The sequence below is a fragment of the Sinomonas terricola genome, from assembly GCF_034931225.1.
Classification (GTDB): Bacteria; Actinomycetota; Actinomycetes; order Actinomycetales; family Micrococcaceae; genus Sinomonas; species Sinomonas terricola.
On sequence record NZ_JAYGGQ010000015.1, the window covers coordinates 64,566 to 91,555 of the forward strand.

27 protein-coding genes and 1 riboswitch are annotated in these 26,990 nt (G+C 69.8%); of the genes, 4 read left to right on the forward strand and 23 right to left on the reverse strand.

Features of this window, described 5'->3' with window-relative positions; all coding sequences use genetic code 11:
* Positions 1-67: 67 nt before the first annotated feature.
* A complete protein-coding gene (locus SPF06_RS17620; protein WP_323280441.1) occupies positions 68-1,126 on the forward strand; it encodes a DUF998 domain-containing protein in 1,059 nt (352 codons plus the stop codon).
* A gap of 46 nt (positions 1,127-1,172) precedes the next feature.
* Here SPF06_RS17620 and SPF06_RS17625 read toward each other — a convergent pair whose 3' ends face one another.
* The 13 genes from SPF06_RS17625 to SPF06_RS17685 form a co-directional block, all read right to left on the reverse strand.
* Positions 1,173-1,532: a YraN family protein gene (locus SPF06_RS17625; RefSeq protein WP_323280442.1), complete on the reverse strand. Its 360-nt coding sequence runs from the start codon at positions 1,530-1,532 to the stop codon at positions 1,173-1,175.
* Between the two features lie 109 nt (positions 1,533-1,641).
* Positions 1,642-1,965, reverse strand: coding sequence for a DUF2469 domain-containing protein (locus SPF06_RS17630; RefSeq protein WP_323280443.1), 324 nt, complete (start codon positions 1,963-1,965; stop codon positions 1,642-1,644).
* Between the two features lie 7 nt (positions 1,966-1,972).
* Positions 1,973-2,638 carry a ribonuclease HII gene (gene rnhB / locus SPF06_RS17635; protein ID WP_323280444.1) on the reverse strand — a complete coding sequence of 222 codons (666 nt, stop codon included), beginning with the start codon at positions 2,636-2,638 and terminating at the stop codon, positions 1,973-1,975.
* A gap of 79 nt (positions 2,639-2,717) precedes the next feature.
* On the reverse strand, positions 2,718-3,473 hold the full coding sequence (gene lepB / locus SPF06_RS17640) for a signal peptidase I (protein WP_428985793.1): 756 nt from the start codon (positions 3,471-3,473) through the stop codon (positions 2,718-2,720).
* Positions 3,470-4,153, reverse strand: a complete 684-nt coding sequence (lepB, locus tag SPF06_RS17645) for a signal peptidase I (RefSeq protein ID WP_323280445.1) — start codon at positions 4,151-4,153, stop codon at positions 3,470-3,472. The genes lepB (SPF06_RS17640) and lepB (SPF06_RS17645) overlap by 4 nt, the downstream gene beginning before the upstream one ends.
* A 54-nt stretch (positions 4,154-4,207) precedes the next feature.
* Positions 4,208-4,567 carry a 50S ribosomal protein L19 gene (gene rplS / locus SPF06_RS17650; RefSeq protein ID WP_323280446.1) on the reverse strand — a complete coding sequence of 120 codons (360 nt, stop codon included), beginning with the start codon at positions 4,565-4,567 and terminating at the stop codon, positions 4,208-4,210.
* A 202-nt stretch (positions 4,568-4,769) separates the two neighbouring features.
* Positions 4,770-5,573, reverse strand: a complete 804-nt coding sequence (gene trmD, locus SPF06_RS17655) for a tRNA (guanosine(37)-N1)-methyltransferase TrmD (protein WP_323280447.1) — start codon at positions 5,571-5,573, stop codon at positions 4,770-4,772.
* Positions 5,574-6,149, reverse strand: coding sequence for a ribosome maturation factor RimM (gene rimM / locus SPF06_RS17660; protein WP_323280448.1), 576 nt, complete (start codon positions 6,147-6,149; stop codon positions 5,574-5,576). It abuts the gene before it with no gap.
* 160 nt (positions 6,150-6,309) lie between these two features.
* On the reverse strand, positions 6,310-6,552 hold the full coding sequence (locus tag SPF06_RS17665; protein ID WP_323280449.1) for an RNA-binding protein: 243 nt from the start codon (positions 6,550-6,552) through the stop codon (positions 6,310-6,312).
* A gap of 1 nt (position 6,553) precedes the next feature.
* Positions 6,554-6,961: a 30S ribosomal protein S16 gene (rpsP, locus tag SPF06_RS17670; RefSeq protein WP_323280450.1), complete on the reverse strand. Its 408-nt coding sequence runs from the start codon at positions 6,959-6,961 to the stop codon at positions 6,554-6,556.
* Between the two features lie 185 nt (positions 6,962-7,146).
* Entirely contained in the window at positions 7,147-7,608 is a 462-nt protein-coding gene (locus SPF06_RS17675; protein ID WP_323280451.1) for a hypothetical protein, read from the reverse strand.
* Positions 7,609-7,746: 138 nt separating this feature from the next.
* Positions 7,747-8,634 (reverse strand): VOC family protein, encoded by an 888-nt coding sequence (locus tag SPF06_RS17680; protein ID WP_323280452.1) that lies wholly within the window; start codon positions 8,632-8,634, stop codon positions 7,747-7,749.
* Positions 8,635-8,699: 65 nt separating this feature from the next.
* Entirely contained in the window at positions 8,700-9,800 is a 1,101-nt protein-coding gene (locus SPF06_RS17685) for an amidohydrolase family protein (protein ID WP_323280453.1), read from the reverse strand.
* Positions 9,801-9,832: 32 nt separating this feature from the next.
* Positions 9,833-9,940, forward strand: a riboswitch (TPP riboswitch).
* Positions 9,941-9,953: 13 nt separating this feature from the next.
* On the opposite strand from SPF06_RS17685, the gene thiC reads away from it, so the two are divergent.
* Positions 9,954-11,705 (forward strand): phosphomethylpyrimidine synthase ThiC, encoded by a 1,752-nt coding sequence (thiC, locus tag SPF06_RS17690; protein WP_323280512.1) that lies wholly within the window; start codon positions 9,954-9,956, stop codon positions 11,703-11,705.
* A gap of 66 nt (positions 11,706-11,771) precedes the next feature.
* On the opposite strand, the gene ffh is transcribed toward thiC, so the two are convergent.
* Entirely contained in the window at positions 11,772-13,352 is a 1,581-nt protein-coding gene (gene ffh / locus SPF06_RS17695; protein ID WP_323280454.1) for a signal recognition particle protein, read from the reverse strand.
* A gap of 73 nt (positions 13,353-13,425) precedes the next feature.
* Between ffh and SPF06_RS17700 the strand changes: the two genes are divergently transcribed.
* On the forward strand, positions 13,426-14,952 hold the full coding sequence (locus SPF06_RS17700) for a glucose-6-phosphate dehydrogenase (RefSeq protein ID WP_323280455.1): 1,527 nt from the start codon (positions 13,426-13,428) through the stop codon (positions 14,950-14,952).
* Positions 14,953-15,003: 51 nt separating this feature from the next.
* Here SPF06_RS17700 and SPF06_RS17705 read toward each other — a convergent pair whose 3' ends face one another.
* The 4 genes from SPF06_RS17705 to SPF06_RS17720 form a co-directional block, all read right to left on the reverse strand.
* A complete protein-coding gene (locus tag SPF06_RS17705; protein ID WP_323280456.1) occupies positions 15,004-15,342 on the reverse strand; it encodes a P-II family nitrogen regulator in 339 nt (112 codons plus the stop codon).
* Positions 15,339-16,739: an ammonium transporter gene (locus tag SPF06_RS17710; RefSeq protein ID WP_323280457.1), complete on the reverse strand. Its 1,401-nt coding sequence runs from the start codon at positions 16,737-16,739 to the stop codon at positions 15,339-15,341. The genes SPF06_RS17705 and SPF06_RS17710 overlap by 4 nt, the downstream gene beginning before the upstream one ends.
* A gap of 280 nt (positions 16,740-17,019) precedes the next feature.
* On the reverse strand, positions 17,020-17,358 hold the full coding sequence (locus SPF06_RS17715) for a P-II family nitrogen regulator (protein WP_323280458.1): 339 nt from the start codon (positions 17,356-17,358) through the stop codon (positions 17,020-17,022).
* Entirely contained in the window at positions 17,355-18,740 is a 1,386-nt protein-coding gene (locus SPF06_RS17720) for an ammonium transporter (protein ID WP_323280459.1), read from the reverse strand. The genes SPF06_RS17715 and SPF06_RS17720 overlap by 4 nt, the downstream gene beginning before the upstream one ends.
* 200 nt (positions 18,741-18,940) lie before the next feature.
* On the opposite strand from SPF06_RS17720, the gene SPF06_RS17725 reads away from it, so the two are divergent.
* The gene (locus SPF06_RS17725; protein ID WP_323280460.1) at positions 18,941-20,152 is read left to right on the forward strand and encodes an MFS transporter; all 1,212 of its coding nucleotides are present in this window, start codon (positions 18,941-18,943) and stop codon (positions 20,150-20,152) included.
* 9 nt (positions 20,153-20,161) lie between these two features.
* On the opposite strand, the gene ftsY is transcribed toward SPF06_RS17725, so the two are convergent.
* The 5 genes from ftsY to rpmF all read right to left on the reverse strand — a co-directional run bounded on the left by ftsY (position 20,162) and on the right by rpmF (position 26,984).
* The gene (gene ftsY, locus SPF06_RS17730) at positions 20,162-21,376 is read right to left on the reverse strand and encodes a signal recognition particle-docking protein FtsY (protein WP_323280461.1); all 1,215 of its coding nucleotides are present in this window, start codon (positions 21,374-21,376) and stop codon (positions 20,162-20,164) included.
* Between the two features lie 13 nt (positions 21,377-21,389).
* Positions 21,390-24,986 carry a chromosome segregation protein SMC gene (gene smc / locus SPF06_RS17735; RefSeq protein WP_323280462.1) on the reverse strand — a complete coding sequence of 1,199 codons (3,597 nt, stop codon included), beginning with the start codon at positions 24,984-24,986 and terminating at the stop codon, positions 21,390-21,392.
* Positions 24,987-25,067: 81 nt separating this feature from the next.
* Entirely contained in the window at positions 25,068-26,027 is a 960-nt protein-coding gene (mutM, locus tag SPF06_RS17740) for a bifunctional DNA-formamidopyrimidine glycosylase/DNA-(apurinic or apyrimidinic site) lyase (RefSeq protein WP_323280463.1), read from the reverse strand.
* Between the two features lie 2 nt (positions 26,028-26,029).
* Positions 26,030-26,755, reverse strand: a complete 726-nt coding sequence (gene rnc, locus SPF06_RS17745; RefSeq protein WP_323280464.1) for a ribonuclease III — start codon at positions 26,753-26,755, stop codon at positions 26,030-26,032.
* A gap of 25 nt (positions 26,756-26,780) precedes the next feature.
* Positions 26,781-26,984 (reverse strand): 50S ribosomal protein L32, encoded by a 204-nt coding sequence (rpmF, locus tag SPF06_RS17750; RefSeq protein ID WP_307965531.1) that lies wholly within the window; start codon positions 26,982-26,984, stop codon positions 26,781-26,783.
* Between the last annotated feature and the right edge of the window lie 6 nt (positions 26,985-26,990).

Here is a 26,990-nt window from a genome sequence, read left to right on the forward strand (position 1 = left end):
CCGACGTTTTCGGTCACGTCCATGGGCCCTCTTGATATTTGTCCATCGAAGCGCGTTAATCGTCGCCATGAACCCCAAAGCCATCCTCGCGAGCATCTTCACGCCTTGGACGGCCGCCCGGTGCCCCGGTCCCGCCGACACCCGTCACATCATCGGGTCCTGGGCCGCGCGGAGCCTCCTGCTGTACTTCGTCATCGAGCGCGTCGCGGCCGTGGCATGGGTGGACCCGACGAAACCGCCGCCCTCCAACTACGTGACCTACGACTACGCGCAGTACTTCATCAGCGACCTCGGGGCGCGCGGCTGCCAGCCTCGGGATACAGGCAGCATCTACGCGCGCAACATCTGCTCGCCCCTCTTTCCCGTAATGGACCTCTCGCTTATCTTCCTGGGGATTGGGATCGTCATCGCTGCCGCTCTCATCACGTCCACGGTGCTCCGCGTCGGCGGCCACCATGAGCGGTTCAGGGAAGCGACCGCCCGCCCCGTCGGGGACGGCGCAGGCGGAGTCAGCGAGCTGCGGAGTATTGGCCGGCACGTCTTGGGCGAGCATTTCGGCCACCGGGTGGGCTGGCGTCATCACCTCACCAACGCCACTCGGTGCTTCATGGGCCTCGCCGGCGTTTCCCTCGTCGGGGTCGGCGCCTTCCCTGAGGACTACAACACCCCGATGCACGTGTACAGCACGGAGGCCTTCCTCGCCTGCTCGGTGCTCACGGTGCTGTTCGTCGCAGTCCTGTGGTGGACGCCGCGGCCGGTCGTCTCGCTCGCGATGATCGTTTCGGCAGGCTGGGCGACCTACGGAGGCGCCATGCTCCTGGCGCTCAGCTGGGGGTGGCTCGACCCCAACCATGCGTACCCCCGCGGATGGTTCGAGCGGTGCGTCGTCTACGGCTTCATCGTCGGGATGAGCATCCTCGGGCTCACTCTCGGCAGCGGCGCGAAAGCAGAGCGCCGTGCGAGAAGAGCCGGCCGCCACGCCCACGTGGCTACTGCCCCAGACGGGAACCTCGTGCTCTTCAGCAGTGGCGAAGGCGAGGGCAGCGAGCCAGCCTCGGAAACCGGGAGTCCCCCAGCTCCTCTGCCCGTCCCAGTCCTCGAAGGGTCCGACGCACGGGGCGTGTGATCCGGAACCCCGCAGCCCACTCGGCGGCGCAGTCGGCTGTACCCTCTCATGCAACGCCCCGCAGATGCTCGACGAGGGGCGTGTCAGCTCGCCCAATGCCGGTCACGGCGATGACGTCCACGCGCCGTCGCCGGTTCAGCAGGTCGCGCTCGCGCGCCCAGGCCGCGGCGAGCCTGACGATCCGGGCGAGCTTGCCGCCGTCGACCGCTTCAAACGGGTGACCGAACGCCCACGAGGACCTCGCCTTGACCTCGACGGCGACCAGGACGTCGCCGTCGAGCGCCACGAGATCCAGTTCGCCGCCGGTTCCGCGCCAGTTCCGGTCCAGCACCGTGAAGCCGATCGTCTCGAGATACGCCTCGGCGAGACGTTCGCCGCGCTGGCCCACCCAGTCCTTTGCCCTCATAGGGCCACAGTGCCAGCGTCGGCGCCCCGTTGCACCGGGCGATCAGCGCTATGTGGACGAACCGCCGCCCGGACGGCTGTGGAGGGCTATCGCGAGAAGGCAGCCTGGGTTACGTGCCCAGGCCTTCCTTCGGGAGGGCCAGGTCCTCGACCTTGGGCAGCTCCTCGACGTTCACGTCCTTGAACGTGATCACGCGAACGCTCTTGACGAAGCGCGCGCTCCGGTAGACATCCCAGACCCACGCATCCTGAAGGGTCAGGTCGAAATACACTTCACCGTCCGCGGACCGCGCCTGGAGGTCCACGTGGTTGGCGAGGTAGAACCGACGTTCGGTCTCCACGACGTAGCTGAAGAGCGAGACGACATCGCGGTACTCCCGGTAGAGCTGAAGCTCCATGTCAGTCTCATAGTTCTCGAGGTCTTCTGCGCTCATAGTCCTATCATCCATCACCGTCGAGGGCCTCGACCGCGGCCCGGTCGAGGTTCCAGCTCCGCCGGTGCCACACCGTGGGCCCGAAGGAGTGGAGGGCCGCGCGATGCTCAGGCGTCGCGTAGCCCTTGTTGACGGCCCAGCCGAAGCGGGGCTCCTGCACGCCGAGATCCACCATGATCGCGTCGCGCTCGACCTTCGCGAGAATGCTCGCGGCCGCGACGGCCTGGCACTTGAGGTCGGCCTTGATCATCGTGCGCACCGGGACGGTGGGCATGGGCGTCGCGTCACCGAAAAGGGAACCCTGCCCCCCGCGCCCGAGCCAGTCGTAGTTGCCGTCGAGGTGGACGACGTCGGGCACGATCCCCGCAGCTTCGATCTGACCCAGGGCACGCATGCCGGCAAGCCTCAGCGCCTCCATCAGCCCGACGTCGTCGATCTCATCGGCGCTCGCATGGCCCACGGCGCTCGCGAGCGCCCACGAGCGGACCATCGGGACGAGCTCGACCCGCCGCTCGGGCGCGAGCAGCTTGCTGTCGCGCAGCACGGTCCGCGTCCGCGCCGAGCGCACGTCGATCACGACGACCCCCACGCTCACCGGACCCGCGAGGGCTCCGCGGCCGACCTCGTCGCAGCCCGCGACGAGCGGCCCGAACTCAGTGGCGAGCCGCCGCACGTAACGGAGGGTCGGTACGGCCGGTGCGCGTCTTGGAGCGTCTCGCCGGTCGGGGGTGGCCTGGTCTAGCGCGGTCATGTTACTTGGGGCTCGGGACGGAGGAGAACGTGCTCGGGTAGTTGCCGAGCGCGCCGAGGCGGTTGAGCGGCCACGCGATGACGACGGCCTGGCCTTCGACGTCGCCTAGGTCGATGAATCCGTTGCCGGGTTCCTGCGCGTTGTGGTAGCGGGAGTCCGAGGAGTGGTTGCGGTTGTCTCCCATCACCCACACCTTGCCCGCCGGAACGGTCACATCGAAGGGGACGGGGCGCGGGATCTCCGCCGGGTTGACGTAGGGCTCGCTGAGCGCGACCCCGTTGACCGTGATGCGCTGCTGGGCGTCGCAGCACACGACGTGGTCTCCGGGGAGCCCGACGAGTCGCTTGATGAGGTGCTGCTGTGACGTGTCCGGGAGCAGGCCGATGAACTCGAGGCTCTCCTGGAACCAGTTCTGCCCTCCTTCAGAGGACGGCGGGAGCCAGCCCTTCGTGTCCTTGAACACGACGACGTCGCCGCGCTCGAGCGCGAAGTTCCTCGGGACCATGAGGTTCACGAAGATCCGGTCGTTCTCCTCGAGCGTCGGCACCATCGACTCGGACGGGATGTAGAACGCCTTGAAGAAGAACGTCTTGATGACGAACGAGAGCACGATGGAGATCACGAGGATGAGCGCGATCTCACGGAGGAGAGCGAGGAATCCGTTGCGCTTCTGCCTGCCCGCATACTCCGAAGTGTCTTCGTGGTGAGGAGCGGCGGAATCCGCGGCGTCCGATCCTGTTCCGGCCCCGTGCGTCACTGATGTCCCTCCATGGTGCTCATTTCCCCCAATCTATCAAGCGGCCACAGAATGGCGACCGGTTCGCCGATGACGCGGTCCGTGCGGATGAGCCCGCCGCCGGGCGCCCCGAGGAGCGAGCGGGAGTCGACCGAGTCCGAGCGGTGGTCGCCCAGGAGCCACAGCCTGCCCTGCGGGACGACGACGTCGAACGTGACCGTGCTCGGCGCGTCGCCCGGATAGACATACCGCTCGGCGAGCGGGGCCCCGTTGACGGTCAGATGCCCATCTGGCGTGCAGCACGCGACATGGTCTCCCGCGACGCCGACGACCCGCTTGACGTACACGGTTTCGTTGGGGACGACGCCGAGCCACTCGCCCACGCCCCACACGGCGTCCCCGAGCCAGCCTCGGCCGCTTTCGAGGGGCGCGAGCGAGCCGCGCCCATCGAAGACGACGACATCGCCGCGCGCCACCGAGCGCCCGGCGAACGCCGTGCGCGAGACGGCGATGCGGTCACCCGGCTTGAGGAGGGGCTCCATCGAACCGGAGGGAATGTAGTAGACGTCCACGATGAGTGCGCGGACGATCCCCCACACGAGGACGGCCGCGAGCACCCCGAGAAACGCCGAGCGCCAGCCCAGAAGCCTGGGCCGGCGCTCGGTCCGGGTGCCGCGTTCGGAGTCTGCTTGAGAAGTCACGAAACGTCTGCGGCTGAAGCGGTAAGGCCTGAGCGGCGATGCAATCGCCAGGTCTTACTTCGCGGCCGTGTAGTCGCGCTTCTCCTTGATCTTCGCGGCCTTGCCGCGGAGCTCGCGCATGTAGTAGAGCTTCGCGCGGCGGACGTCGCCCTTGGTCACAACCTCGATCTTGTCGATGATCGGGGAGTGCACCGGGAACGTGCGCTCGACGCCCACGCCGAAGGAGACCTTGCGGACGGTGAACGTCTCGCGGACGCCGTGGCCCTGGCGGCCGACGACGAAGCCCTGGAAGACCTGGATACGCGAGTTCTTGCCTTCGATGATGTTGACGTGCACCTTGATGGTGTCGCCCGGCGCGAAGGACGGAATGTCGGACCGCAGGGACGCGGCGTCAACCGAGTCGAGATTGTGCATTGTGCTTCTCCTGGCGACTGCCACAGGTCAATCGCTTCAGTCACGGGCCGCGGAGGCCCGGGGCTCTCACCCGCGGGCCGGCTGACCCGGCCGCGGGCCGCCCAGTCCGTTGACCGGCTCCCCTGTGGCAGAGTCCGGGCCCGGCGGGCGCAACGCTCTATTCTGCCATGCCGAGCCCCCGCCGGGCGAATCACGCGGCAATTCAGGGGCGCGCGAGGCGACCTTCGACGACGTCGTACCCGAGTTCGGCGAGCACCGCGCGCTCCTCACGGCCGAACTCGGACGGATCGGCCCCCTCGAGGAGCTCGGGGCGCCGCGCGGCCGTGCGACGCAGCTGCTGCTCGCGGCGCCACCGGGCGATGAGCCCGTGGTTGCCGCTCAAGAGGACCTCGGGCACGTCGTGGCCTCGCCACGAGGACGGCTTCGTGTACACGGGATACTCAAGGAGCCCGTCGGCGTGCGATTCCTCGACAAGCGATTCGGGGTTGCCGACGACTCCCGGAAGGAGACGGCCGATGGCTTCGACCATCGCCATGACGGCTACCTCCCCGCCGTTGAGCACATAGTCGCCGAGGCTCACGGGCCGCACCCGGAAGTGCCCACGCGCCCACTCGAGCACGCGTTCGTCGATGCCTTCGTAGCGGCCGCACGCGAACGTGAGGCTCGGTTCCTCGGCGAGCTCGTAGGCGAGCCGCTGCGTGAAGACCTCGCCCGCGGGCGAGGGCACGATGAGGGTGGGCAGGTCCGCGGCGGGAGTCTGCGCGGCAAGCTCAGCAAGCTCGGCAAGCACGGACTCGAGGGCCAGCGCCCACGGTTCGGCCTTCATGACCATGCCCGCGCCGCCGCCGTACGGCGTGTCGTCGACGGTCCGGTGCCGATCGAACGCGAAGTCGCGGAGGTCGTGGACCTCCAGGTCGAGGAGGCCCCCCTCCTGGGCGCGGCCGAGGAGGGAGAGGCGCAGGGGAGCGAGGTACTCGGGGAAGATGCTGACGACGTCGACGCGCACCTAGGCGTCGCCTCCGCGAGTCTCGCCCGGCGAGTCGTCGCCGCCGGCTTCGCGGTTGAGCTCGAACAGGCCGGTGGGCGGCAGGACGACGACGAAGCCGCCCTCGACGTCGACTTCCGGCACGATCTCCTCAACGAAGGGGACGAGGACCTCGCCGTCCGGTGTGTCCACCACGAGCAGGTCCTGGGCGGGCATGACCTGCAATGCGGCGACGGTGCCGACCGCGCGGCCGTCGACGCGCACCTCGAGCCCGACGAGCTCGTGCTCGTACCAGCCCTCCTCGCTCTCGTCGTCGAGCTCCTCGGTGTCCACGTACAGGGTGGTCCCCCGGAGCTCCTCGGCGCGGTTGCGGTCCGGCACCTCCTCGAACCCGAGCACGAGGATGTCCTTGTTCCACCGCGCCGAGCGCACGGTGAGCGTCCGCACGGCGAGGGAGCCAGGTGTGGCCGCCTCGACGTCGTACGCCAGCACCGCGCCCCGGTCGAAGCGCTCCTCGGGCGAGTCGGTCAGAACCTGGACCGTGACCTCGCCGCGGATCCCGTGCGGCTTGCCGATGCGTGCGACGCGCAGCTGCATCGATTCCCTTCCTCGTGCGGTGTGCTCGTGCAATTCCTGTTGCGGCCAGCCCTCCCGCGAGGGCGTGCCTTGAGGCCAAAAAGCTCCGGCCCCTCAGCCCTCCAATCGGGCGAGGGGCCGGAGCCTCATGATGGTGGGCAGCTGCTGCGGCCCGCGGGCGCTAGCGGCGGCGGTCGGTGTCGACGACGTCCACTCGGACGGCGTCCCCGTCCGCAAGCGCCGCCACGACGGTCCGCAGCGCACGTGCCGTGCGGCCCTGGCGGCCGATCACCCGGCCCAGGTCGTCCTGATGGACGCGGACCTCGAGAACGTCGCCGCGACGGCTGTTCTTCGCCTCCACCTGGACGTCGTCCGGATTGTCCACGATCCCCCGGACGAGGTGCTCGAGCGCGTCGGCCAGCAAGCTACTCAGCCTCGGTCGTCTCGGCCTCGGCCGGAGCCTCGTCGGCAGCCTTCTCGGCCTTAGGGGCCTCGGGGACGATCACGGAGCCCTTCTCGGGAGCCACGAACGGCTCCTTGCCCTTCGGGTACTTGAGGGTACCCTCCTGGCCCGGGAGGCCCTTGAACTTCTGCCAGTCACCCGTGACCTTGAAGATCGCGAGGACCTGCTCGGTCGGCTGGGCGCCGACGGAGAGCCAGTACTGCGCCCGCTCCGAGTTGACCTCGATGAACGAGGGCTCCTCGATCGGGTGGTACTTGCCGATCTCCTCGATCGCACGGCCATCGCGCTTGGTGCGCGAGTCGGCGACGACAATGCGGTAGTACGGCGCGCGCATCTTGCCGAAGCGCTTGAGTCGAATCTTAACGGCCACTTTTGTGGTCACTCCTGTTTCTGCACACGGATCGAGCCCACGCTTTCCGCTCCCGTGGGGCGGGCCGTACTCGGATGGGCTCTATTCGGACACGACGCGCGCGGAGAGAGGGGCCACGCGGATCGGGTACCCGACTATTGTGCCAGACTCGGCGACCGAATCGCGATTCCTCCGGGGAATTCGGATCACGAGCCCGCCCAGACGAAAAGCTCCTGGCGATCCGAGTCGTCGACGTCGGCCGCGAGCTTCGCGAGCTGCTCGACGTAGCCGTAGGCCTCCTGCGCGTCGAAGGGCAGGTCCTCCTGATCGACCCACGCCGCGGCCACGCGTTCGACCGCGTCCCCCTCGCCCTCGTCGGATTCGTAGGCGAGCAGTTCGGCGAGCGCGCGAATCATCGCGGGAGGGACAGCCAGGAGGGTATCGCTCGAGACGTCGACCATCGTGAGCTCGTAGTCGGCGCCCGCCGCGTGGACGGCGGATCCGACGAGCGTTCCGAGCTGCTCGATCTCATAGTCGGACACTCCGGGGATGCGGACGCCTTCTCCGTCCAGATTGGACGCCGACCCGGAGTCGAGCGCCAAAGCCCTCTGCAGGGCGTCGGCATGGGTCGAAACGAAGACTTCGGCGAATGGGCTGGGAGCTGACACGGTATCCCCCTTGAAAGGCGGGTGCCGATCGCCGGGCAGGCCCGGCGGCATCGGCGGCGAGACGGACAACGTGCCCGCGAATCCGCGGACACGTCGAGCGTAGCGCAGGAGCGGTCAGGCTGCACGAACCTGCTGGGGTCAGAGCGCCATGCGGATGGAATTGCGCCAGGGGTCCTCGAAGCGGAGCTCGAGGCCGGTGTGGTGTGTCGCAATGCCCGCGGCCTTGAGGCGGTCGGCGGCCGCGAGGATGTCATCGTGGGCGGGTACGTGGATGAGCACTTCCCCGAGGCCCAGCGTGTCCTTGCGCGGGCCCGCCCCGCGGCTGTTCCACACGTTCATGGCCATGTGGTGGTGATATTTGCCAGCAGAGACGAAGAGAGCCTGGCCGTGCCATCCAGCGGTCTGCTCGAAGCCGAGCGTCTCGACGTAGAAGCGATGCGCCGTGGGGATGTCGCCGACCTGGAGGTGCACGTGGCCGATGCCGGCCGCGGACTCGTGCTGGCCGTCGAGAGCCTGTTCCGTGAGGTTGGCGTTGAGGTAGGCCTGCGGCGGCAGCGGGAGGCTGTCCATGACGACCCGGCTCCCCTGCCACTCCCACGTGCTGCGCGGCTTGTCGAAGTAGAGCTCGACGCCGTTGCCCTCGGGGTCGGTGAAGTAGAAGGCCTCCGAGACGAGGTGGTCGGCGCTGCCTGCGAAGAGTCGCGGATCGTACCGGGCGGCCGTCGCAATCGCGGCTGCGAGGTCGGCTCGGCTCTCGAACAGGATCGCCGTGTGGAACAGGCCGGCCTCGCCGCGGCCCGGGATCTGGAGCCCCGCGGCGGGGCTCAGATGGATGATCGGGAGGCCATTGCGCCCGAGGAAGACTCCGCCCAGGGACTCCGAGATCGGCACGAGGCCGATCGCGCGCTCGTAGTAGTCGAGCATGAGGTTCATGTTGCCCACCTTGAGCATGACAGTGCCCATGCTCAGGTCCGCGGGCAGGAGGTCTTGGGCGCTGGCGGCAGGGACGGGGGCGGGCGTCGTCATGGGGGCTCCTCGGGTGGACTGACAACTTCAAGACTACATTTACTTGAAGCTTCAATCAAGGATTTCTATTCCCCGCCCCGGAGCGCTCGTCCCGCGCGCAGCACGCCACGCGGGCGGGAGAGCGTCGTCACGTCCCAGCGGGGGTCGGCGTCGAGCACGACGAGGTCCGCGGGCTCGCCCTCGCCGAGCGCCGGGGCGCCGAGCCACGACCGCGCTCCCCAGCACGCGGCGTCGACCGCTGCCTCGGCTCCCAGCGCCTCGGCGAGGAGCGCGATCTCCTCGGGAAGCCGGCCGTGCGCGATCACCGAGCCCGCATCGGTTCCCGCGTAGATTCGAACACCCGCTGCGTGGGCCTCGGCGATGCGCTCGAAGCGCCGCGCCCACAGGGCGCGCATCCGCGCGGCGTACGCGGGGAACTTCCCGTCGGCGCGCGCCGCGATGTCCGGAAAGGTCGCGACGTTGACGAGCGTCGGGACAATCGGGACGCCCAGCTCGGCGAGCCTCGGGAGATGGCGCGGCTGAAGGCCCGTCGCATGCTCGATGCAGTCGATCCCGGCGTCCAGCAGATCGTCGATCGTCGCCTCGGCGAAGGAATGCGCCGTCACGCGGGCCCCCTCGTCGTGCGCCGCACGGACGGCTTCGCGGACGACGGCGGCCGGGAACGCGGGGGCCAGATCGCCGGCCGAGCGGTCGATCCAGTCCGCGACGAGCTTGACCCAGCCGTCGCCGGCCTTGGCTTCGCGGCGCACCGCCTCGACAAGATCCTCGGGCTCGACCTCGACCGCGAGCCCGCGGAGGTAGCGTCGGCTGCGCGCGAGGTGCCGCCCGGAGCGGACGACGCGGGGAACGTCGCTGCGCGCGTCGAGCCACCGCGTGTCCGCGGGGCTCCCGCAGTCGCGCACGAGGAGCGTGCCGGCGGCGGCGTCGGTCCGCGCTTGCCGCAGGGTCTCGCCGTCGTCCGCCGCTCCCCCGGCCACGAGCCCGAGGTGACAGTGCGCGTCGACGAGACCCGGAACGACCCATCCCGCGAGCACGTTCGTGACGGGCCGCCCGGGCCGGACGTACGTCATGCGCCCGTCCACGATCCACCCCTCGGGGCGCGACTCTCCGCGCGCCGTGAGGATCGGCCCCATCAGGTGGACGACGTCATGAGCAGCATCCGTCATACCGCCCAGAGTAGCGGCCGTGCTAGCCTCCCTTTCGTCCACACGGGTGCCCTCGCAAGGGCTGAGATCAGGCTGGCGCGGCCTGCGACCGTCGAACCTGTCCGGGTCATGCCGGCGTAGGAAGTGAGGGCTCACACCTTGAGCACACCGGAAATGCAAGAACAGCACCCCGCCCACTCGCTCGCATTCCTCGAGGACGCCGAGCACGGCCTGCGGGTCCCCGTCACCGAGATCGCGCTCGACGACTCCCCCAACGGGCAGCCCAACGCGCCGCTGCGGGTCTACCGCACCGCGGGGCCGGGCAGCGACCCGGTCGTGGGGCTCCCGGCGTACCGCGCGTCGTGGATCGCGGAGCGCGACGACACGGAGGCATACGAGGGGCGCGAGCGGAACCTGCTCGACGACGGCCGCTCGGCCGTGCGGCGCGGCGCCGCCTCGGCCGAATGGAAGGGCGCGAAGCCCGTCCCAAGGCGGGCCAAGGACGGCCGCCGGGTGACGCAGATGCATTACGCGCGCCAGGGCGTGATCACGCCGGAGATGCGCTACGTCGCGCTCCGGGAGAGCTGCGACGTCGAGCTCGTCCGCAGCGAGGTCGCCGCGGGCCGTGCCATCATCCCGAACAACATCAACCACCCCGAGTCGGAGCCGATGATCATCGGCAAGGCGTTCCTCGTGAAGATCAACGCCAACATCGGCAACTCCGCCGTGACCTCCTCGATCGCCGAGGAGGTCGACAAGCTCCAGTGGGCCACCAAGTGGGGCGCGGACACGGTCATGGACCTCTCGACCGGTGACGACATCCACACGACGCGCGAATGGATCATCCGCAACTCCCCCGTGCCGATCGGTACTGTGCCGATCTACCAGGCGCTCGAGAAGGTCAATGGCGACGCCTCGAAGCTCACGTGGGAGATCTTCCGCGACACGGTCATCGAGCAGTGCGAGCAGGGCGTCGACTACATGACGATCCACGCGGGCGTGCTCCTGCGCTACGTGCCGCTCACCGCGAACCGCGTCACGGGAATCGTCTCGCGCGGCGGATCGATCATGGCTGGCTGGTGCCTCGCGCACCACGAGGAGAACTTCCTCTACACGCATTTCGACGAGCTGTGCGAGATCTTCGCGCAGTACGACGTCGCGTTCTCCCTCGGCGACGGCCTGCGCCCGGGCTCCACGGCGGACGCGAACGACGCCGCTCAGTTCGCCGAGCTCGACACGCTCGCCGAGCTCACCAAGCGGGCATGGACGTACGACGTGCAGGTCATGGTCGAGGGGCCGGGCCACATTCCATTCCACCTCGTCCGCGAGAACGTCGAGCGGCAGCAGGAGCTGTGTGACGGCGCGCCGTTCTACACGCTCGGCCCGCTCGTGACCGACGTGGCGCCGGGCTACGACCACATCACGTCCGCGATCGGCGCGACCGAAATCGCTCGGTACGGCACCGCGATGCTGTGCTACGTGACGCCGAAGGAGCACCTCGGGCTCCCGAACAAGGACGACGTCAAGACGGGCGTCATCACGTACAAGATCGCGGCGCACTCGGCCGACCTCGCGAAGGGTCACCCGGGCGCGCACGAGCGCGACGACGCCCTCTCGAAGGCCCGCTTCGAGTTCCGGTGGAAGGACCAGTTCTCGCTCTCGCTCGACCCCGCGACGGCCGAGGCGTTCCACGACGAAACGCTGCCCGCAGAGCCGGCCAAGACGGCTCACTTCTGCTCGATGTGCGGCCCGAAGTTCTGCTCTATGCGCATCTCGCAGGACATCCGGAACGAGTTCGGCTCGAAGGAAGCGCAGGAAGCCATCGTCGAGGTCACCGAGGGCATGAAGCAGAAGTCGGCTGAGTTCCTCGCCCAGGGCGGCAAGGTCTACCTGCCCGAGACAATCTCGGTCGGTTCGCCGGAGTAGACGTGCAATAGCCTGAACAGCACGAAGGGCCCGGTTCGCGCCGGGCCCTTCGTGCTCTGCGGGGCTCTAATTCCCGAGGAACTTCTCGAAGCCCTTCGGAAGATTGAGCGCGGCCGGATCGAAGTCCGGCTGGGCCTGCTGGCCGAAGGCCGAGCCTCCCTGAAGGGCGTTCGCGGCGCCCGCGGCGCGCTTCTGCTCCGCCTCTCGGAGCTGCTGGGCTGCCTTGGCGGGGTTACCCGAGCGCGCCTTCTTCTTGTTGTTCTTGCCCGTGGGCTTGCGAGACCCTCCGCCGGCTCCCGGAACGCCCGGCATGCCGGGGATCCCGCCGCCTTGCGCCATGCGACGCATCATCTTCTGCGCCTGGCCAAAGCGCTCGAGAAGCCCATTGACCTCGGAGACGTGCACGCCCGAGCCCTTGGCGATGCGGGAACGGCGCGAGCCGTTGATGATCTTCGGCGCAACGCGTTCGTGGGGCGTCATCGAGCGCACGATCGCCTCGACGCGGTCGATTTCGCGCTCGTCGAACTGTTCGAGCTGCTGCCGGAACTGCGCGGCCCCCGGCATCATCATGAGCAGCTTCTTCATCGAGCCCATCTTGCGGATCTGCTGCATCTGGGCGAGGAAGTCCTCAAGCGTGAAGTCCTCCTGGTCGGCGAACTTCTTCGCCATCCGGGCGGCTTCGCCCTTGTCCCAGTTCGCTTCGGCCTGCTCGATGAGCGTGAGGACGTCGCCCATGTCGAGGATGCGCGAGGCCATGCGGTCCGGGTGGAAGAGCTCGAAGTCGTCGAGGCCCTCGCCCGTCGACGCGAACATGACCGGGCGGCCGGTGACGGACGCGACGGACAGCGCGGCGCCGCCGCGTGCATCGCCGTCGAGCTTCGTGAGCACGACGCCAGTGAAGTCGACGCCCTCTTCGAACGCCTTCGCCGTGTTGACGGCGTCCTGGCCGATCATCGCGTCGATGACGAAGAGGACCTCGTCGGGATTCACAGCGGCGCGGATGTCTGCGGCCTGCTGCATCATCTCGGCGTCGATGCCAAGGCGGCCGGCGGTGTCCACGATCACGACGTCGTGGAGCTTCTGGCGCGCCTGCTCGACGCCGCCCCGGGCGACGCCGACCGGGTCGCCCGTGGGGGCCTCGAACTCGGACTGGACGCCGGGGTGCGGCGCGTAGACGGCGACGCCCGCGCGCTGGCCGACGACCTGGAGCTGGGTCACGGCATTGGGGCGCTGGAGGTCGGCAGCGACGAGGATGGGCGAGTGCCCCTGGCCCTTGAGCCACTTCGCGAGCTTGCCCGCGAGCGTCGTCTTGCCGGCACCCTGGAGGCCAGCGAGCATAATGACGGTCGGGGGATTCTTCGCGAGGCGGACACGACGGGTCTCGCCGCCGAGAATCGTCACGAGCTCATCGTTGACGATCTTGACGATCTGCTGGCTCGGGTTGAGCGCCGCGGCGACCTCGGCCCCGAGCGCGCGCTCGCGCACGCGTGCGGCGAAGTCGCGCACGACCGGCACGGCAACGTCGGCGTCGAGCAGCGCGCGACGGATCTCGCGGACGGTGGCGTCAACGTCGGCCTCGCTCAGGCGCCCCTTGCCGCGGAGGTTCTTGAACGTCGCAGTCAGTCGGTCCGAGAGGGAGTTGAACACGTGACGGAGTCGCTTTCGGTGATGGGAATCGGCCGCCCGGGGGCGGTTCTGCCGTTTCAAGGGTATCAATGGCATGCTTGGCACCGTGACGACGCAGACATCTGACCAGCAGCACGTCCGCCAGCCCCAGCCCGCGCCGTCGGCCGCCCCGGGAAACCCGCAGCCCGTGAGGAGCCTCCTCATCCTCGGCGCCTCGGGCGACCTCACAGGCCGCCTTCTCTTCCCAGGGCTCGCGCGCCTCATCGCAACCGGCCGCCATGAGGGCCTGACGATCGTGGGCGCGGGCCACGAGGACTGGAGCGCGGAGCAATGGTCCGAGCGGGTCCACGACGCGACTGCGGCCGCACTCGCGGAGTCGACGCCCGAAGGGCGGGCAGAGCTCGAGCGCATCCGGCAGGAGTCGCGCTATGTCCAGCTCGACGTCACGGCACCCGGCGCTCTCGCGGGTATCATCGCGGAACTCCCCGCACCCGCCGCGGTGTATTTCGCGCTTCCGCCCCAGATCGCCCAGAAGGCCTGCGAGACGCTGAACCCGCACGACCTGCCCGAGGGGACGCGCCTAGCCCTCGAGAAGCCCTTCGGCTCATCGGCCGCTTCAGCCGCAGCCCTCAACGAGACGCTCAGGGCGCTCCTGCCCGAGCAGCAGATCCACCGCGTGGACCACTTCCTCGGCAAGGGAACGGTCCTCAACATCCTCGGCCTGCGCTTCGCCAACAACTTCCTCGAACCCGTCTGGAACCGCGACCACATCGAGAAGGTCGAGATCTTCTTCGACGAGGACCTCGCGCTCGAGGGGCGCGCCGGGTACTACGATCGCGCAGGAGCCCTGCGCGACATGATCCAGAGCCACCTCCTGCACGTCATGGCGATCCTCGCGATGGACGCCCCGGCCCGACTCGACGAGCGCGATCTCCGCGACGCGATCAGCTCGGTGCTGCGCGCCGCGCGCGTCGAAAAGCCGTTCGATGCGACCACCCGCCGCGCCCGCTACGCCGCTGGGAGCATCGCGGGCCGCAGCATCCCGGACTACACCGCGGAGGAGGGCGTCGACGCGACCCGCGGAACCGAGACGCTCGCCGAGATCACCGTGACCCTCGCGAGCTGGCGCTGGGCTGGCGTGCCGTTCATCCTCCGCTCCGGGAAGGCCCTCGGGATGCGCCGCAAGGAGGCCATCGTCACGTTCAAGCCCGTCCCGCACCTCCCTGAAGGGTTCACAGGCGTCGACGAGCCGAATCGGCTGCGCATCGGCTTCGGCCCCGACGTCCTCCAGCTCGACGTCGACATCAATGGTCCCGGGGACGTCATGACGCTCAACCGCGTGACCCTCGACGCGGACCTCAGCGAGACCGACCTTCTCCCCTATGGCGAAGTGCTCGAGGGGATCCTCAACGCCGATCCGCTCCTCTCGGTGCGCGGTGACACGGCCGAGAACTGCTGGAGCATCGTCGACCCCGTTCTCGCCGCGTGGGCGGCCGACGAAGTGCCCATGGACACATATCCGGCCGGGAGCGCGGGACCGTCCGGGTGGGCCACGTCGGCGCCCGGCGAGGACGGGGCCGGCGGGCGCCTGAGCGGCCCGGAAACGGCGGGAGACGCGTGATCTGATCGTGCCCTGCCCGCAGCGCGAGCCCTGCCCGCAGCGCGGACCGGACTAGATCGCGTCGCGTCCGCGCTCGCCCGTGCGGACGCGGATCGCATCGTCCACTCGAACGGTCCAGACTTTCCCGTCTCCCGCGCGGCCGGTGTTCGCGGCGGTGATGATGGCGTCGAGGATATCGTCGGACTGCTCGTCCGTGGCGAGCACCTCGACGCGGACCTTGGGCACGAGGTCCACGCTGTATTGCGCGCCGCGGTAGACCTCGGTGTATCCCCGCTGCTGGCCGTAGCCGCTCGCGGTGCTGACCGTGAGCCCCTGGACTCCGTAGGATTCGAGGCTTTCCCGGACGGCGTCAAGTTTTTCGGGGCGGACAATCGCGGTAATGAGCTTCACGGACTCACTGTAGCCGCGCTGCCCGCGGTGACGAGCTCCGGCTCGCGCACGGATTCCCCACGAGGCTCGATGGGGGCCGGGCGGGCACCGCCGCCGGCCTTCGTCCCCAGCGGATGGAACGCGCGGCCCGCCTCCGCGTCCGAGTGGTACGCCGTCTCGGCGTGGATCGCGAGGTCGACACCGGCCTCCTCGACGTCTTTCGAGACGCGGAAGCCCAGAGTCGCCTTGACGGCGAGGCCGATAGCGAGGGCCACGGCGAACGAGTACCCGAGCACGGCACCGGTTCCGAGGGCCTGCTTGCCGAGAAGGTCGAAGCCGCCGCCATAGAACAGGCCCTGGCCCGGAACCGGCGCCCCCGGACTCGCCGCGAGGCCGATGAAGAGCGTCCCGACGATGCCGCCCACGAGGTGCACGCCGACGACGTCGAGCGAATCGTCGTAGCCGAACCGGTACTTGAGGCCGACCGCGAGCGCGCAGACGGCGCCCGCTACAAGGCCGAGGACGATCGACCAGAGCGGCGAGAGCGATGCACACGACGGCGTGATCGCCACGAGGCCGGCGACGGCGCCCGACGCCGCGCCGAACGAGGTCGCGTGGCCGTCGCGGAACTTCTCCACGACGAGCCAGCTCAGGACGGCGGCGCACGGCGCCACGAGCGTGTTGATCCATGCAAACGCCGCCTCGCCGTTCGCGCCCAGGGCCGAGCCCGCGTTGAAGCCGAACCACCCGAACCACAGGAGGCCGCAGCCGAGCATGACGAGGGGGAGGCTGTGCGGGCGGTGATTCGGATCCTTGCCGAAGCCGAGGCGCTTGCCGAGCACGAGCGCGAGGGCGAGGCCCGCAGCACCCGCGTTGACCTCGACGGCGGTGCCGCCCGCGAAGTCGATGAGGCCCAGGTGGTTGAGCCAGCCGCCCACAAACGTTCCGTCGGCGGCCTTCTTCCCGTCGAAGACCCAATGCGCCACGGGGAAGTACACGAGCACGGCCCAGAGCGCGGCGAACACCATCCACGAGCCGAACTTCGCCCGGTCCGCGATGGCCCCCGAGATGAGCGCGACCGTGACGGTCGCGAAGACGCCTTGGAAGCCGACGAACGCGAGCTCGGGGACCGTCCCGACAAGCGGCAGGTCAGTGCCGGTCGAGAGCAGGCCGTGGAGTCCGAACAGCTGGAACGGATTGCCCACGAGACCGCCGAACGCGTCCGGGCCGAACGACATCGAGTACCCGACGGTGATCCACAGGACACCCACGATCGCGAGCGCGCCGAAGCTCATCATCATCATGTTGAGCATCGACTTCACGCGGGTCATGCCGCCATAGAAGATCGCGAGGCCCGGAGACATGAGGAGGACGAGGGCCGCGGAGATGAGGACCCAGGCGGTGTCGCCAGCATTCATGTGTCGTTGCGCCTTCCGGGGGCAGAGTTGCTTTCTGCCGTCCAGATTCCCGGGGCGGTGTTTCAGACTTCAGGCGGCGATGTTGCTCTCGTGTTACAAGATTCCCACCGATGTAAAGAGCACGTCACCGAAACGTTAACACGATGTTTCATCCGCTTGTTTCCGGGGTTTTCGCGAGGTGCGCACACGCCGCACAAAACAGCGGACGACGGCGGGGAGTCCCGCCGTCGTCCGCTTGCCTCTTGTGCCTGACAGCTTCGCTGCCACGCGGTGATCTTCGTCAGATCGCGGCTGCCCCTCGCTCGCCGGTCCTGACCCTGATCGCCTCGTGGACGTCTACCGTCCACACTTTGCCGTCTCCGGCACGGCCCGTGTTGGCCGTCGTGATGAGCACATCCAGGATGTCGTCAGTCTGCTCGTCGGTCGCGAGGATCTCGACCCGAACCTTCGGGAGGAGATCGACGCTGTACTCGGCGCCGCGGTACACCTCGGTGTAGCCGCGCTGCTGGCCGTAGCCGCTCGCCGTGCTGACCGTCAGTCCCTGCACCCCATAGGACTCGAGGCCCTCCCTGATGGCCTCAAGCTTCTCAGGCCGGACGATCGCCGTGATGAGCTTCATGAAGTAACCTTTCCTGCCTTGGAGGACTCGGTCAGCAGATCGTCCGCGTTGAACCCGGAGATCTCGTCCGCGGCGGCCTTCGAGCCGAGCGGGTGGAACGCGCTCCCGGAGGACGTCGAGGAGTAGGCGGTCTCGGCGTGGATCGCGATGTCGACGCCCGCCTCTTCCGCCTCGCTCGTGACGCGGAACCCGATCGTCACCTTGATGAGGAGGCCGATGAGGAGCGAGACGATGAACGAGTAGCCGAGCACCGAGCCGGCACCGATGGCCTGCTTGCCGAGGAGGTCGAAGCCGCCGCCGTAGAAGAGGCCCGTGCCGGCCGACGGGGCGCCCGGGCTGGCCGCAAGGCCGATGAAGAGCGTGCCGATGACGCCGCCGACGAGGTGGACGCCCACGACGTCGAGCGAGTCGTCGTAGCCGAACTTGTACTTGAGGCCCACCGCGAGGGCGCACACCGCACCGGCGAGGACGCCGAGGATGATGGCGTACAGCGGGGAGATCGCGGCACAGGCCGGCGTGATGGCGACAAGGCCGGCCACGGCGCCCGATGCGGCGCCGAGCGAGGTCGCGTGGCCGTCGCGGAGCTTCTCGACGATAAGCCAGCCGAGGGTCGCGGCGCACGGGGCGACGAGGGTGTTGATCCACGCGAACGCAGCCGTGCCGTTCGCGGCGAGGGCCGAGCCGGCGTTGAAGCCGAACCAGCCGAACCACAGGAGGCCGGCGCCGAGCATGACGAACGGGAGGTTGTGCGGGCGGTGGTTCGGGTCCTTGCCGAAGCCGCGGCGCTTGCCGAGCACGAGGGCCAGAGCAAGGCCTGCCGCACCCGCGTTGATGTGGACCGCGGTGCCGCCGGCGAAGTCGATCACGCCCATGCCATTGAGCCAGCCGCCGATGAAGTTGCCGTTCGCGTCCTTGTTGTTGTCGAAGACCCAGTGCGCAACCGGGAAGTAGACGAGGACCGCGAAGAACGCCGCGAAGACCATCCACGAGCCGAACTTCGCACGGTCGGCGATCGAGCCCGAGATGAGCGCGACCGTGATGATCGCGAAGACCGCCTGGAAGCCGACGAACGCGAGCTCGGGGATCGTCCCCGAGAGCGGCATGTCCGAGCCGGTCGAGAGAACGTGGTGCAGGCCGAACTTGTCAAGGTTGCCGACGAGGCCGCCGAACGCGTCCACGCCGAACGACATCGAGTATCCGATGGTCGCCCACAGGACCCCGACAAGGGCGATGGCGCCGAAGCTCATCATCATCATGTTCAGGACGGACTTCGCGCGGGTCATGCCGCCGTAGAAAAACGCAAGCCCGGGCGTCATCAGCAGCACGAGGGCTGCCGAGGCGAGCACCCAAGCGGTGTCGCCCGCGTTGAGGGTGGGGGTCATGGAGTTGCCTTTCGAGGGGGGAACGGGATCCTCAGGCCCGTCGGCGCCACATCGCGGCCGCCGTCCGAACCACTGACATCAGATTGCGCCCCGGGTGTTTCATCCGCTCGCGACCAAAATTGCCCTCGTGTTACAACTTCATCCCGCGCGTTAAGCACTCGTCACCGACGTGTTAACGCGGTGTTTCGTAGAGTTGATCTGTGCCCGTTCGTGCCTTCCGCGGCGCAGCCTCCCGTTCGCTGTCCGTACGCCCTGCCGTTCCCCGCGACGTCTGGGTGCTCGTTGTCGCCGCCTTCGCGATCGCGATCGGCTTCGGCATCGTGGCTCCGGTCCTCCCCCAGTTCGCGACGAGTTTCGGCGTCGGTGCGACGGCGGCGTCCGTGATCGTGAGCGTGTTCGCGTTCGCCCGGCTCGTGCTCGCGCCGACGGCCGGAGCGCTCGTCGACCGGCTCGGCGAGCGCCCCGTCTACGTCATCGGGGTCCTCACCGTCGCCGTCTTCACGGGCTCATGCGCGTTCGCGGGCGACTATTGGCAGCTGCTCCTCTTCCGCGGCCTGGCGGGAATCGGCTCGACCATGTTCACGATCTCTGCCTCCGGCCTGATCGTCCGGCTCGCTCCGCCCGAGGCACGCGGGCGCGTGAGCGGGCTCTATGCCTCCTCGTTCCTCCTCGGCAGCATCGCAGGGCCGCTCGTGGGCGGCCTCCTCGCGGGCTGGGGCCTCCGGGTGCCGTTCCTGGTCTACGCGGGCACGCTCGTCGTCGCGGCGTCCATCGTCGGGCTCCTCCTCGGTCGCGGCCGAGCGGCACGGACCGAGAGCAGGCTCCCACCGCTGCGGCTCGGGGAGGCGCTCGCGCTCCCGCCCTATCGGGCCTCCATTGTGGCGAACTTCGCGAACGGCTGGGCCACCTTCGGCATCCGCATGGCGCTCGTCCCCCTCTTCGCGGCCGCGGCGCTCCGCGCGTCGCCTGCGACTGCGGGGCTCGCGCTCACGCTCTTCGCGCTCGGCACCGCATTGGCCCTCACGTTCTCCGGCCGGCTCGTCGACTCGTGGGGCCGCAGGCCGCTCGCCCTCGCGGGCCTCGTGGTAGCCGCCGCTGGGACGGGCTTCATGGGCCTGAGCGACTCCGACGTGGTTCTCTACGCGCTCTCCGCCGTCGCCGGGTTTGGCTCGGGCCTCCTGAGCCCCGCCCTGCAGGCCACGGTCGCCGACGCGATTGGGCGCGACCGCAGCGGCGGCGCCCCGCTCGCCGTGTTCCAGATGGTCTCCGACGTGGGGAGCATCGTCGGGCCCCTGCTCGCGGGGCTCCTCGCGGACAGCGTGGGCTACGGCTGGGCGTTCGCGGTCTCCGGTGCGTGCCTCGTCGCCGCGATGCCCGCGTGGGCCGCGTACCGCCGTCGCCCGCTCAACTAGGAAGGCACGTCACCCCTCGCTGAGGATCGCGTCGACGAAGCCCTCGACGTCGAACGGAGCGAGGTCGTCCGGGCCCTCGCCGAGGCCTACGAGCTTGACCGGAACGCCGAGCTGCTTCTGGATCGCGACGACAATGCCGCCCTTCGCGGTGCCGTCGAGCTTCGTGAGCACGATGCCCGTGATGTCGACCACCTCGGAGAAGACGCGCGCCTGGTTGAGGCCGTTCTGTCCCGTCGTCGCGTCGAGGACGAGGAGCACCTCGTCGACCTCGGCCTGCTTCTCGATGACGCGCTTGACCTTGCCGAGCTCGTCCATGAGGCCGACCTTGTTCTGGAGGCGGCCCGCCGTATCGACCATGACGACGTCGGCCTCCTGCTCGATGCCGGCCTTGACCGCCTCGAACGCGACGGACGCGGGATCGGCGCCGTCGACGTCGGACTTGACGGTGGGGACCCCGACGCGGGCGCCCCACGTCGCGAGCTGCTCGGCGGCCGCGGCCCGGAACGTATCCGCGGCGCCCAGGATGACGTCCTTGTCTTCGGCGACGAGCACGCGCGCGAGCTTGCCGACCGTGGTCGTCTTGCCCACGCCGTTGACGCCCACGACGAGGACGACGGCGGGCTTCCCGGCCTTGCGGTCGATGCTGAGCGAGCGTTCGAGAGTCGGATCGACGAGCTTGATGAGCTCTTCGCGGAGCATCGCGCGGACCTCGTCCGGCTTGCGGCTGCCCATGACCTTGACGCGGTCCTTGAGGGTGTCGACGAGCTCGAGGCTCGGCTCCGTGCCGATGTCCGCGAGGAGGAGCGTCTCCTCGACCTCGTCCCAGACGGCATCGTCGATGCTATCGCTCGCGAGGAGCGCGAGGAGTCCCTTGCCGAACACGTTGTTGCTCTTGACGAGCCGCTCGCGGAGGCGCTGGAGGCGGCCGGCAACGGGGGCCGGCGTCTCGGTCGGGACCGCCTCGACGACCACGTCGTCGTGGATCTCCGCGGGGGCCTCGGCGGGTTCGGCGAGAGAGCCGGGCGCCTCGGCGAGCGCGACCGGCGCCCCCGAGTCCTCTCCCGCGGGCCCGCCCTGAGCGGGCGCGAGGTCGTTGGCGTCCCGGGTCCCCGGGTAGCGGACCTTCGAGCGGCGTCCGCGTACGAGCCCGATGATGGAGCCGGCGACAACGAGGAGCACGATCACGGCGATGGCGAATGGCAGCAGGGCGGAGAGGTCTGTCACGAGACCTAGTCTGTCATGACGCGCTTTCGGCCCGCTCGAGCTTCTGGCTCACGACCGTCGAGACGCCGTCGCCGCGCATCGAGACGCCGTACAGCGCGTCGGCAACCTCCATCGTGCGCTTCTGGTGCGTGATGACGATGAGCTGGCTCGATTCCCGCAGCTCCTCGAAGATCGTGATGAGCCGCCCGAGGTTGGTGTCGTCGAGGGCGGCCTCGACCTCGTCCATGACGTAGAACGGCGACGGTCGGGCCTTGAAAATCGCCACGAGCAGGGCGACGGCCGTGAGCGAGCGCTCTCCGCCGGAGAGGAGCGAAAGCCGCTTGATCTTCTTTCCCGCGGGCCGCGCCTCGACCTCGATGCCGGTCGTGAGCATGTCCTCGGGGTCCGTGAGGACGAGGCGCCCTTCGCCGCCCGGGAAGAGCCGCCCGAAGACGCGCTCGAACTGCGCGGCCGTGTCGGCGTATGCCTCGGCGAAGACCCGCTGGACGCGGTCGTCGACGTCCTTGATGATCGCGAGGAGGTCGCGGCGGCTCGCCTTGAGGTCCTCGAGCTGCTCGTTGAGGAAGCGGTGCCGTTCCTCGAGCGCCGCGAATTCCTCGAGCGCGAGCGGATTGACCTTGCCGAGCGCGGCGAGATCCCGCTCCGCTTTCTTGAGCCGTTTCTCCTGCTCGGCCCGCACGAACGGCGCCCCGCCTACGGGCTTGCCGTCGTCGTCGACCTCGACGCGGAGCGCGGCCCACTTGTCGCCTGCGTCGTCGGCGACGGGGATCGGGAGGTGGGGGCCGAATTCGTCGACGAGCTGCTGGGCCGAGAGGCCGAGCTCCTCGATCGTGCGGTCTTCGAGCGCCTCGAGGCGCAGGCCGAGTTCGGCGCGGGCGAGCTCGTCGCGGTGGGCTGCGTCGCTCAGCTCCCCGAGCTCCTTCGCGAGCACGTCCGTCGACGTCCGCAGCGCCGAGAGGCGCTCGTCGAGCGCCGCGCGGCGCTCCTCGGCGGCATCGCGTTCCTCGGCGGCCTCCTCGACGGCTCGGTCCATCGCGGCGACGCCAAGCAGGGCCGCGCGCGCGACGGCTTCGGCCCGCTCTGCCCTCCGCGACCGCTCTGCGGCCCGGCGCTCGGCCTCGGCGGCGGCGAGGCGTTCGGCGGCGGCGGCTCGTTCGAGCGATTCCGCGCGTGCCTCGAGCGCGCGGTGCTGCTCCTCGGCCGTGCGCAGTGCGAGGCGGGCCTCGAGCTCGGCCGCACGCGCCGACGTCGCCCGCTGCCCGAGCCGATCCCGCTCGTCAGCCGAGGGCTCATCGTGCTCGTCCTCCATCTCGTCCGCCTCCTCGGCGGAGTCGAGCCGCTCAGCGGCCGTCGCAAGCGCTTCCTGCTCGGCCTCGAGCTGCGCCTGAGCGGCTGCGAGCGAGGCCGAGAGACGCTCGTCCTCCGCCGCGGCCCCCCGCAGCTGCGCGCCGAGGCCCGCGAGCCGTTCGGCGACTGCGGCGAACCTCGCGTCCGAGTCGTGGAGCGCGGCCAGGGCGGCATCGGCCCGCTGGGTCGCCTCGCGCACGCGGTCGCGTGCGCCCGCGAGCTCGAAGCCGGCCCGCTCGTGCTCGGCGTGCGCGGCGGCGAGGGCACCCTCGGCCTCGGCGACCTGGGCTTGGAGTTCGAGGGTGGACGGCGCCCCGGGCGAACCCCCGCGCACCACTGCGGCGCTGAAGACGTCGCCGCGGCGCGTCGCAACCGTGAGCTCGGGGTGGTCGGCGAGGATGGCGCGCGCCTGCGCTGCGTCCGCGGCGCCGACCGCTCGGGAGAGGAGACGCCCGACGGCGCCGCGCACCCGCGCGTCGGGCCTCACGACCGCGTCGAGCCAGCATGCGCCCACCGGAAGCTCGGGCCGATCGGCGAGGGCGCTCTCGGGCGCTGGAGCTCCCGCGATGAGGAGCGCGGCCTGCCCCGCGTCGTCCGCGCGGAGCCTCTCGAGCGCGCGGTGCGCCGCGCCGTCGTCGTCCATCGCGAGCCCCTCGGCGACGGAGCCGAGCACGGCCGCGACGGCCGCCTCGAAGCCCGGCTCGACGGCGACGAGTGCCGGCACGGGGCCCAGAACCCCTTCGCCGAAGTCGCGGACCGCGCCGCTCCCGTCGCGGCCACGGAGCCCGGCCCGCAGGGCGTCGAGGCGGGCCTCGAGCGAGCGGCGGGCCGTCTCGGCATCCCGGCGGCGTTCTTCGATCGCCGCGAGCTCGGCCTCGGCGGCCTCCTGGGCCTCGGCCGCCTCCTCGTAGTCGGCGTCGAGGCCCTCCTCGCCTGCCTCGACACCCGCGACCTGGGACTCGAGGCCCGTGAACTCGAGTTCGGCCTCGCGCCGGCGTTCTGCCGCGGACGCGAGCGAGGCGCGAAGGCGCCCGATCTCACCCTCAGCCGCCTCGACCCGGCTTCGCGCGGCACCGACCGCGCCCGCGAGCCGCGCGAGGCCTTCGCGCCGGTCCGCGGAGGCCTTGAGGCGCGCTGTGTGCCGGCGATCCTCGGCAGCAGCCGCCTCTTCGGCCTCGGCGCGGGCGTCGGAAGCCGCCTCGAGCGCCTCGGCCCTGACCTCGAGGGCCTCCGCGAGCACCGCCAGTTCGTCGCGGGCCTCTTCCGCCTGCCGCTCAAGGTGTTCGGGGTCGCGCCCGGACGGCACGGGCTCCGACGTCCCGAGCAGGCGCCGCCGTTCCTCGGCGACGTTCGCGAGCGAGCGCAGGCGCTCGCGCCCCGAAGACAGCCTGTACCACAGGTCGCGCGCCGCGTTGAGCCTGGGCGTCGCGATGGCGGCGGCGCGTTCCGCCTCGGCCTGCTCGCGCCGGGCCGATTCGAGCTCGCGCTCCACGTCGGCGCGGCGGGTCGTGAGCGCCGACTGGTCGGCGCGGTCCTGCTCGAGCGCGTCGCGAAGCCGCACGACGTCGTCGGCCAGGAGCCGCGCCCGCGCATCGCGCACGTCCGCCTGGATTGTCTGGGCGCGCCGCGCCACTTGGGCCTGGCGGCCGAGGGGGCCCAGCTGACGCCGGATCTCTCCCGTGAGATCGGCGAGGCGCTGGAGGTTGCCCTGCATCGCGTCGAGCTTGCGGACCGTCCGCTCCTTGCGGCGGCGGTGTTTGAGGATGCCGGCGGCCTCCTCGATGAACCCGCGGCGGTCCTCCGGGGTCGCGTGGAGGATCCGGTCGAGCTGCCCCTGGCCCACGATGACGTGCATCTCGCGGCCGAGCCCCGAATCGCTCAGAAGCTCCTGGATGTCGAGGAGGCGGCACGGATCGCCGTTGATCGCGTACTCGGAACCGCCGGTCCGAAAGAGGGTGCGCGAGATCGTGACCTCGCTGTAGTCGATCGGGAGGGCGCCGTCCGCGTTGTCGATCGTGAGCGAGACGTGTGCCCTGCCGAGCGGCGGCCGGCCCGACGTCCCCGCGAAGATGACGTCCTCCATCTTGCCGCCGCGCAGCGTCTTCGCGCCCTGCTCGCCCATGACCCAGGAGAGCGCGTCCACGACGTTCGACTTGCCCGAGCCGTTCGGACCGACCACGGCGGTCACGCCCGGCTCGAACTCGAACGTCGTCGCCGAGGCAAACGACTTGAAGCCTCGGATCGTCAGCGTCTTGAGGTGCACGGGCTCAGCAATCTCCTCTTGGCAGTCATGCGGGTTCCGCGGCTTTCCGCCATTCTGCCACCCCTCGGCGACGGTTCCCGGCTACCATCGGGCGTTGCGCGGGGCCCGCTGGCAGTGCGGGCAGCGGTACGACGAGCGGTTCATGAACGATTCGCGGACGATGATGCTCGTCCGCCCCTCGGCCGCGCAGCGCGGGCACGCGCGGCCGGCCTGGCCGTAGGCAGCGAGGGATCGGTCGAAGTAGCCGGACGCGCCGTTCACGTTGACATAGAGGGAGTCGAAGCTAGTGCCCCCCGCGTCGAGCGCGCGTTCCATGACCTCGACGACGGCGCGCACGAGCCTGGCCGTCTGCGGGCGGGTGAGGGTCTCCGTGGGACGCGCGTAGTGCAGCCGCGCGGCCCACAGGGCCTCGTCCGCGTAGATGTTGCCGATGCCCGAGACGAGCCGCTGATCGAGGAGCGCGCGCTTGAGCCCCGTCCGCCGGGCCCGGAGGCGCTCGTGGAACGCCTCGACCGAGAAGAGCGGATCGAGCGGATCCCGCGCAATGTGGGCCGCCTCCCGAGGGATGAGCGGAAGGAGGACGGCGCCGCTGCCGCCCGGCCCGCCGTCGTCCGTCGGCACGAGAGGCACGACGGCGAGGCCCCCGAAGATGCGCTGGTCGACGAAGCGGAGCTCGGGCGGGAGCCCGTGGGCTTCCGCGAGGGTGAGGCGCACCTTGAGGTGCTTCTCGTCAGGCTGGTCGGAGTCCTCGATGAGGAGCTGGCCACTCATGCCGAGGTGAGCCATGAGGGCCGTGTGGGGAGGCTGGGAGGATGGGGCTCCGCCGTCCGACCCGTCCGCCAGGGGCAGCCAGAGGAACTTGCCGCGGCGCACCGCGGCGAGCACGACGGCGCCCTCGAGCTGCCCGCTGAAATCCTCCGGACCGAGCCCGTGACGGCGCACCGACCGCGCGTCGAGCACCTGGGCCGATTCGATGCGCCGGCCCACGACCCACGTCTCGAGGCCGCGGCGGACAACCTCGACCTCGGGCAGCTCTGGCACGCCTACGCAGCCCCGTTGGCGCCCTCGGCGCCTCCGACCATGCCGTTCCCGTCCGGGCAGAGGACCTTCCACGCGTCGGCGGCCGAGTGCTGCTCGGCTTCCTTCTTCGAGTTCCCCGTGCCTGAGCCGTACGCGATTCCGCCGATGAGGAGCGTGGCCGTGTAGCTGCGCGCATGGTCCGGGCCCTCGCCCACCACGGCGTAGTGGATGTTCCCGAGCTGGCGGTTGGCCGCGAGCTCCTGGATGTGCGTCTTCCAGTCGGTCCCGGCGCCGAGGACAGCCGCGTCCTCGAGGAGCGGGCCGACGAGGCGCACGACGAGGCGACGCGCCTCCTCGAGGCCGCTCGACATGTAGGTGGCCCCGATGAGGGCCTCCATCGTGTCGGCCAGGATGGAGGACTTGTTCTTCCCGTTCGTGACCTTCTCGCCATGGCCGAGGTAGATGCACTCGCCAACGCCGAGGCGGCGCGCAATGCCGGCGAGGGCCCGCGTGCTCACGACGGCGGCGCGCCGCTTGGCGAGCTCGCCCTCTGAGAGGTCGGGGTACGTCCGGAAGAGGTGGTCGGTGACGGAGAAGCCGAGGATCGAGTCGCCGAGGAACTCGAGGCGCTCGTTCGTCGGGATCCCGCCGTTCTCGTACGCGTATGAGCGATGCGTGAGGGCAAGACGAAGCGTCTCGGCGTCGATGTCGACGCCGAGACGCTTCAGAAGCTCCTCGCGAGCACGCATATCGAGCGGTCCGGTATTCGGCCGATCAGACGTCGGCGACCTTGCGGCCCTTGTACTCAAGGAAGAGCTCGGTGCCGGCAGAGTCGGTGACAACCTTGGCCTGGTGCGGGAGGCTGTACGTCACTCGACCGTTCTCGACGGTCTTGATCAGGTTGGGTGCAGTCGCCTTCCACTGGGAGCGGCGGGCGCGGGTGTTCGAGCGGGACATCTTCCGCTTGGGAACTGCCACGGCTAA